Source organism: Sulfurovum sp. (assembly GCF_036568385.1).
Classification (GTDB): Bacteria; Campylobacterota; Campylobacteria; order Campylobacterales; family Sulfurovaceae; genus Sulfurovum.
This window is the reverse complement of sequence record NZ_DATCSP010000026.1, coordinates 76,029-82,756: the sequence shown is the minus strand read 5'-3', so window position 1 is coordinate 82,756 and position 6,728 is coordinate 76,029. Positions and strand designations below refer to the sequence as shown.

At 49.9% G+C, this 6,728-nt stretch carries 6 protein-coding genes; 3 read left to right on the top strand and 3 right to left on the bottom strand.

Going from position 1 to position 6,728, the window contains the following annotated elements; translation table 11 throughout:
- A partial coding sequence (locus VIM88_RS03110) for a proline dehydrogenase family protein (protein ID WP_331861422.1) occupies positions 1-1,364 on the bottom strand: 1,364 nt, incomplete at its 3' end.
- 176 nt (positions 1,365-1,540) lie between these two features.
- Here VIM88_RS03110 and VIM88_RS03105 point away from each other — a divergent pair.
- The 3 genes from VIM88_RS03105 to VIM88_RS03095 are packed head-to-tail and all read left to right on the top strand — an operon-like array spanning position 1,541 to position 4,627.
- Positions 1,541-2,749, top strand: a complete 1,209-nt coding sequence (locus VIM88_RS03105; RefSeq protein WP_331861421.1) for an efflux RND transporter periplasmic adaptor subunit — start codon at positions 1,541-1,543, stop codon at positions 2,747-2,749.
- Entirely contained in the window at positions 2,746-3,426 is a 681-nt protein-coding gene (locus VIM88_RS03100; RefSeq protein WP_331861420.1) for an ABC transporter ATP-binding protein, read from the top strand. The genes VIM88_RS03105 and VIM88_RS03100 overlap by 4 nt, the downstream gene beginning before the upstream one ends.
- Entirely contained in the window at positions 3,416-4,627 is a 1,212-nt protein-coding gene (locus VIM88_RS03095; protein ID WP_331861419.1) for an ABC transporter permease, read from the top strand. Before VIM88_RS03100 ends, VIM88_RS03095 begins: the two co-directional genes overlap by 11 nt.
- 9 nt (positions 4,628-4,636) lie before the next feature.
- On the opposite strand, the gene VIM88_RS03090 is transcribed toward VIM88_RS03095, so the two are convergent.
- Together VIM88_RS03090 and VIM88_RS03085 are read right to left on the bottom strand one after the other, a co-directional pair.
- On the bottom strand, positions 4,637-5,614 hold the full coding sequence (locus VIM88_RS03090; protein ID WP_331861418.1) for a patatin-like phospholipase family protein: 978 nt from the start codon (positions 5,612-5,614) through the stop codon (positions 4,637-4,639).
- 33 nt (positions 5,615-5,647) lie between these two features.
- Positions 5,648-6,712 carry an AI-2E family transporter gene (locus VIM88_RS03085; RefSeq protein ID WP_331861417.1) on the bottom strand — a complete coding sequence of 355 codons (1,065 nt, stop codon included), beginning with the start codon at positions 6,710-6,712 and terminating at the stop codon, positions 5,648-5,650.
- Between the last annotated feature and the right edge of the window lie 16 nt (positions 6,713-6,728).

Here is a 6,728-nt window from a genome sequence, read left to right as displayed (position 1 = left end):
GCTGCGATCGCATCATCATAGGTCTGGATGAGATGCTCCCACTGCGGTGTATCGACCTCAAGCCCAAAACTGTGCCGCAGGAAGTTCTGTTCTGCCGTGTTTTCATCAAATCTCCTTACGAGGTACGCGATCGCGTTCGTAAAGGTCTCTTTGGTTGCCGTAGGGGCATAAAGGATCACATTGAGCCCCTGCTTTTTGAGCAGAGTGTAGGCAGCTTCGCTCATCCCTTCGAGCATCTCAGCACTTACATAGTCTTCCACGCCCCTGTCTTTGGCCAGCAGCATTCCCAAGGCCTGGTCAAATAGGTTGTGCGAAGCAATGCCGGTATGTACGTACGGAGCCACGTCAGGGTCGAGCAGATAATCCATGGCGATCTTGAAATTGGCATCCGATTCGGCTTTGTGCGCATAGGTGACATTGGGCCATCCGCGAAGGGAAGCCTCTGTCAGTTCCATCTCCTGGTTGGCACCCTTGACGATACGTATCTTAATCGGTGCGCCGCCGTTCTCTACCCTCTTTTTTGCCCACGTCGCAAGTTCTCTGATATAGATCATCGCATCAGGCAGATAGGTTTGGATCACGATACCCGCATGCAGGTCCATGAACTCCTCCTGGGACAAGACGTTCTTGAACGCGTCCATTGTGATCCTGATGTCCCTGTACTCTTCCATATCGAGATTGACGAATTTATACTGCTCCTGACCCTCTTTATCTCTATAGGTGTGTGCTTTCGCCGCTCTGTAGACCCGCTCCAGCTGTGTGGATATCTCTTCCACGTTATGTGCATGCGCATGGGGAATGATCTGGGAGAACATATTGGATATTTTCAATGAAAGATAGTCTATATCGGGGTTTTCAAGCATCTTCACATATTTTTCGACCCTTCTATTGGCTTCGGTCTCACTGTGTACGACCTCTCCTATGACATTGATATTGACCCTTGTGCCCTCTGCCCTTCTGCCTTTCATATGCTTCGAAAGTACTGGGTCTTCGCCCTGTATCACAATGGAGCTGATATCGTTTCTGAGATATTTGATGAACAAAGGGATGGAGATCGAACTGACGTAGATACCTACATCACGGAAGAGCCAGATCAGGATCTGTTCAAATTCGGAGAAAAAATCTGTACTTTTGTATTTTTCAAAGATATGATCGATCTGATCTGCCACCCTGTCAGGCTCTTTGGACCGGAAGCTTTGGTCCAGAAGCTCGATCAGAAAGATCTTGTTGACAGGATTTTTCAACATTTTCAACATCATTTTGTGAAAATCTTCTTCTTTCCCTTTACGGGAAACCTGTATCTCTTTCTGCCACTGATAGGCAACTTTTTTTACTTCCTGGAGGATACTGTCGGGTATATTCACTCTTTCTCCTTTTGCGCTTTTGCTCCATTATAGGAGATTAAATATCACATGTCAAATCCGGATCACGCATTGAGCCCGCCAGAAGCCCTTTTTGGATCGGCTTTTCGGCAAAGCTCTGTTATGTTAGAATAGCACTATAGTACTTAGCGTGTACCGATATCCACAAGGATCGCCAGATGGAAGAGATGCAAAAGATCATCAATTATCACAGTAACAGACTCAAATGGAGCAGATGGATCATACTTTTCATCCTCCTGGTGCTTCTGGGACTCTATCTTTTCTTTGGCAGAGAGAGCCAGGGGTTGAAATACCATTATGTCACGGAAGCGCTGAAAAAAGGGGATCTTTCCGTGATGGTCTCGGCCAGCGGTTACATCCAGCCCCTGGAAAGCGTGGACGTAGGTACGGAAGTCTCCGGTACCATCGAAGAGGTGTATGTCGACTACAATGACCAGGTGAAAAAAGGGGATCTTCTCGCCCGCCTCGATACGACCAAATACCAAAGTGCCTATGACAAGGCCAAAGCGGCACTGCAAATGGCAAAAGCGACGCTGCAGAGTGCCGAGGCGCAGCATTTTCAGGCAAAAACGACCGTGGAGCGGTATCAGAAGCTCAGAACATCCTCCAAAGGAACACTGCCCACACAAAGCGACTGGGACAGAGAGTGGGCGAACTACCTGCTGTCCAAAGCGCAGATCGCCAATGCCGAAGCCCAGATAGCCCAGGCCAGCCACGCTTTAAAGTCCGCAGAGTATGATCTCGAACGTACCAAGATCTATTCGCCGATAGACGGCACCGTGCTGGTGAGGAATATCGAGCCGGGACAGACCGTAGCAGCGACCTTCCAGACCCCCGTGCTCTTCAGCATCGCAAAGGACCTGAGCAAGATGGAGCTTCAGATCAGCATCGATGAAGCGGATATCGGCAAGATCGCAGCAGGACAGAAAGCAAGCTTCACGGTCGATACCTATCCCGATGCCGCCTTCGATACAGCGATTCGTCAGGTCAGGATCAATTCCGAATTGCTTGAAAATGTCGTGACCTATAAAGCGATCATGGAAGTGGACAACAAAGCACTGCTGCTCAAACCGGGAATGAGCGTCGAGGCGGACATCGTCACGAAGGCGCTTAAGAATGTCTATGTGGTCAAACGGGCCGCGCTGCTCTTCATCCCTGTCAAGCCTGCATCCAGATCTTTTTTCGGAGGGGAGAGCAAAGAGAAGATAGTGGTGGACCCAAAGCCTCATGTATGGATACTTGAAGAGGGTGCGCCTAAAAAGGTCTATGTCAAAGTACTGGGCAACAGCGGTCCGTTAAGCGCGATAGAGACCGGTGACCTTCAGGAGGGGCAGCAGATCATCGTCAATCAGGAAAAAGCGCCATGATCTCCTTGAGGAAGATCAGCAAGGTGTATGGGAAAGGCGCTGCCGAGAACACCGTACTGCGAGACATAGACCTTGATATCGAGGAAGGCGAATTTGTCGCCATCATGGGGCCCAGCGGAAGCGGGAAATCGACCCTTCTGAATATTCTGGGTACGCTCGATGTGCCAAGCAGAGGGGAATATACGTTTTTCGGCACCGAGATCGGTTCACTGAGTGCTGACCAGCGTGCACTGTTCCGGAGACATTTGTTGGGGTTCATCTTTCAGGGGTACAACCTTTTAAAGAAAACGACCTCGCTGGAGAATGTGGAAGTCCCCTTGATCTATCAGGGGATCGACAGCAAAGAACGCAAACGCATGGCAACCGAAGCACTCACGGATGTAGGGCTGGAAGAAAGGCTCTATTATGACCCCGGACAGCTCTCGGGAGGACAGCAGCAGCGTGTAGCGATCGCCAGAGCGATGGTGACGCATCCAAAGATCCTCATTGCGGATGAACCTACGGGGAACCTTGACACCAAACGCGGCCATGAGATCATGGAGCTGATAAGAACCTTTAACCGGCAGGGCATCACGGTCATCATGGTCACCCATGAAGATGACATAGCGGCCTATGCTTCAAGAACGATCTATCTTCGTGACGGGGAGATCGAAAAAGAGGTTCATCGTGTTTCGTAATGCATTTTTACAGGCCTTGCGCGAGATCAGACGCAACCTGATGCGTTCACTGCTCACTGCGGTGGGTATCGTGATCGGTATCGCTTCCGTGATCGCGATGGTCAATATAGGTAAAGGCGCCAGCGAGTCCATCACCCAGAGCGTGGAGCAGCTGGGAAGCAATACCCTCTATATCATCCCCGGGCAGCGAAGAGGTCCCGGAACGGCAGGGGCGGTAGAAAAACCTTTCAAAAAGAAGGACCTTGAGATCATTCGCTCCTCCATCTATGCGCTCGATGCGATCTCACCCGTAGAGAACGGTTCCATGACGGTGGTCTACAGGGAACAGAACTACCGTACCAGTATCAGGGGTGTCGAAAATGAGTATCTGCAGATACAGAACTGGAAACTCGAGGAAGGGAGGGAATTTGAAAAGAATGAACTCAGAACAGGACAGAAGGTCTGTATCCTGGGTCAGAGCATCATCAAGAACCTTTCTGCCACTCCCGACTCGATCATGGGGAACAAGATCCGTCTCAAAAACTTTTCCTGCGAGGTGATCGGCGTACTTGAGTCAAAAGGTGCAAATACCTTTGGACAGGACCAGGACGATGTGGTGTTGATCCCTTACAGTCTGTTTCAGCGGCGCATAAGCGGGAGTGACAACCTGCATTTGATGATGGCGGCCGTGAAGGAGAACGTTCCTTTGGAGGAGGCAAGGATCCAGATAGAGAGAGTGCTCAGGGAGCACAGACATATCGAAAATCCTGTTGATGATGACTTTCAGGTCAGAAGTATGACCGCACTGCTTGATACCATCTCACAGGTGACCACCGTGCTGACCGTGATGCTGGGTGCCGTGGCTGCGATCTCTCTGATCGTAGGGGGCATAGGGATCATGAATATCATGCTGGTTTCCGTGACAGAGCGTACACGGGAGATCGGCATACGCATGGCCGTGGGGGCGATGGCCAAAGATATTCTGATACAGTTCCTGATCGAATCGATCGTACTCTCCGGCCTTGGAGGGATCGTAGGGATAGTCACAGGGATACTGATCACCTTGGGTGTGGCGAACTGGCTTGACATCGTACTGGTCATCGATCCTTCTATCACGGTGGTGGCGCTGGTCTTCTCCATGCTGATCGGTATCCTATTCGGGATCATCCCTGCACGGAAAGCCGCTGCGATGAACCCTATCGATGCATTACGCTATGAGTAGCTTCCCGGTCTACCGTTCGAAACTTTTTTCTGTGGCCCTTTTGCCTATCTCGATCATCTGATAGGCCTTGTCGAACTCATACGATTCACAGGCATCTCTGGGGATCTCTATCATCAGGTCGGGCTGATGTTCCTTGATCGTATTCTCTATGATGAGATTCTGCGTGGCATCCAGACTTTTGTTGAGTATATAGAGAATATCTATCGGCTTCTCTTCTTCAGGCGCATCTGTACCTATCGCTTTATGGGCTTTGTCCAGTAGCTCTACGGCCTTTCTATAGAGTTTGTTTCCTTCTTTTTCTTCTCTCTCAGGCACCTCTACCCTATAGGTGTTTTCGATATTGGCGTTCAGGTTGACAGCGATCGTCATATCGTTAGGCTCTGAGGATACAGAATCTATGGGCAGCGGGTCCAGTACCCCTCCGTCCACAAGGATCATATCCTCTTTGATCACCGGGGTGAAGACTGTCGGTATCGCGATGGAGGCCCGTATCGCATCTATCAGTTTTCCCTTTTTGAACCATATTTTCTGTTGGTTTTTGATATCCGAGGCGACCGCCATATAAGTGACAGGCAGCTCTTCTATGGTAACATCGCCGATCATCGCTTCTATTTTTTTGAAAACCGCGTCGATGTTCACCATTCCCCCGTCCGCAAGCGAAACATCCACCAGTTTGATCGTGTCCAGAAAATCCAGAGAGAGTACCCATTCTTTATAGGCATCCAGTTTGCCTGCCGCATAAAGTCCTCCTATCAATGCGCCCATGGAAGATCCCGAAATGGTCTTGATCTGATAGCCGTTCGCTTCAAGAACTTCAATGACACCGATGTGCGCATATCCTCTTGCACCGCCGCTCCCAAGTACCAGGGAAACGGTTTTCTTGTTTTTTGGCATCTGTAAATCCTTTTTGATATTTTCAGTATCGGCAAAGAGTAAGCACGGTACTACTGTCAGCAGCAAGATCTGTAAAAAAAACCATCTTATCATCGTGTATCGCCTTTAACGTATTTTCATCCCTGTTCAAGAAGGCAACAGGTGGTGAAACGTCTTTTTATAAATGGTCAGTATCGTATCCAGCAGCGCCGCTATCACCGGACCGATAATAATGCCTACAGGACCGAAGGAGATGATCCCTCCAAAGATCGATATCAGGATCACGAGGTCAGGCAGCTTGGCATCACTTCCCACGACCCATGGGCGTATCAGATAGTCAACCATACTTACTATCACTGCACCCCATATAAGAAGACCTATACCATATCCCGTATTCCCTATGATCAGCAGGTAGACCGCTGCAGGCAGCCATACCAGCGAAGCCCCAAGTCCCGGAATAGCAGCAAGAAGGAATACCACGCTCCCCCAGAACACTGATCCTTCGATCCCTGTGAACCATAATGCCGATCCGACCAATACCCCCTCAAACAGTCCTACGACCAGTATCCCTTTCAGGGAGGCCCTGGTCACCATCAGCCCGCGGTTCATCACTTCCTCCCGGTCCTCTTCCGAAAGAGGCAGCAAAGAGGCAAAGGAACGCAGTGACTGCGGGCCATGCATCAAAAAGTAGAACATGGCATAGAAGAGTATGAAAAGGCTGATCAAAAAACCTACGGTTCCTTTGGTGGCGCTGGAGAGGCTTGAAACCACCCAGCTTCCCATCGCACTGGTGGCTTCGGAGGCTTTTTTGACAATGGTCTCATTGAAAGGTTCAAGCTTCTCTTTCAAAGGGAACCAGTGGGGTAGTCTTTCGCCGAAAGAGAGATTATTGTCTAACGCTTCTTTTACGATGGGACGTGCTTTTTTAGTGATCTCTATGGCTTCGCTTGTGACCATGCCTGTAAAGGCGGCCAACGGCAGGCCGACGGCCAGAGCAGTAATGAGCAGTGTGGTACCCGCGGCCAATGCAGACCTGTTTTTGAAAAGATCAAGGATCCTGCGGTAAAAGGGATAGAGCAGTCCGGAAAAGATCGCAGCAAGGATCAGGGCGATCAGAAATTCACGGACCATCCCGATGAAGCCTGCCAGAGCCATAAAAAGGAGCAGCAGTACAAAGCCTTGCCGAAATGTGTTGGGAATCTCTTTTTTCATCATCTATCTCCTGCTG

What these genes read in the sequence shown, in the direction of transcription:
- VIM88_RS03105 (WP_331861421.1), top strand. Translation starts at nt 1,541, where the DNA reads ATGGAAGAGATGCAAAAGATCATCAATTATCACAGTAACAGACTCAAA.
- VIM88_RS03100 (WP_331861420.1), top strand. Translation starts at nt 2,746, where the DNA reads ATGATCTCCTTGAGGAAGATCAGCAAGGTGTATGGGAAAGGCGCTGCC.
- VIM88_RS03090 (WP_331861418.1), bottom strand. Translation starts at nt 5,614, where the DNA reads ATGATAAGATGGTTTTTTTTACAGATCTTGCTGCTGACAGTAGTACCG.
- VIM88_RS03085 (WP_331861417.1), bottom strand. Translation starts at nt 6,712, where the DNA reads ATGAAAAAAGAGATTCCCAACACATTTCGGCAAGGCTTTGTACTGCTG.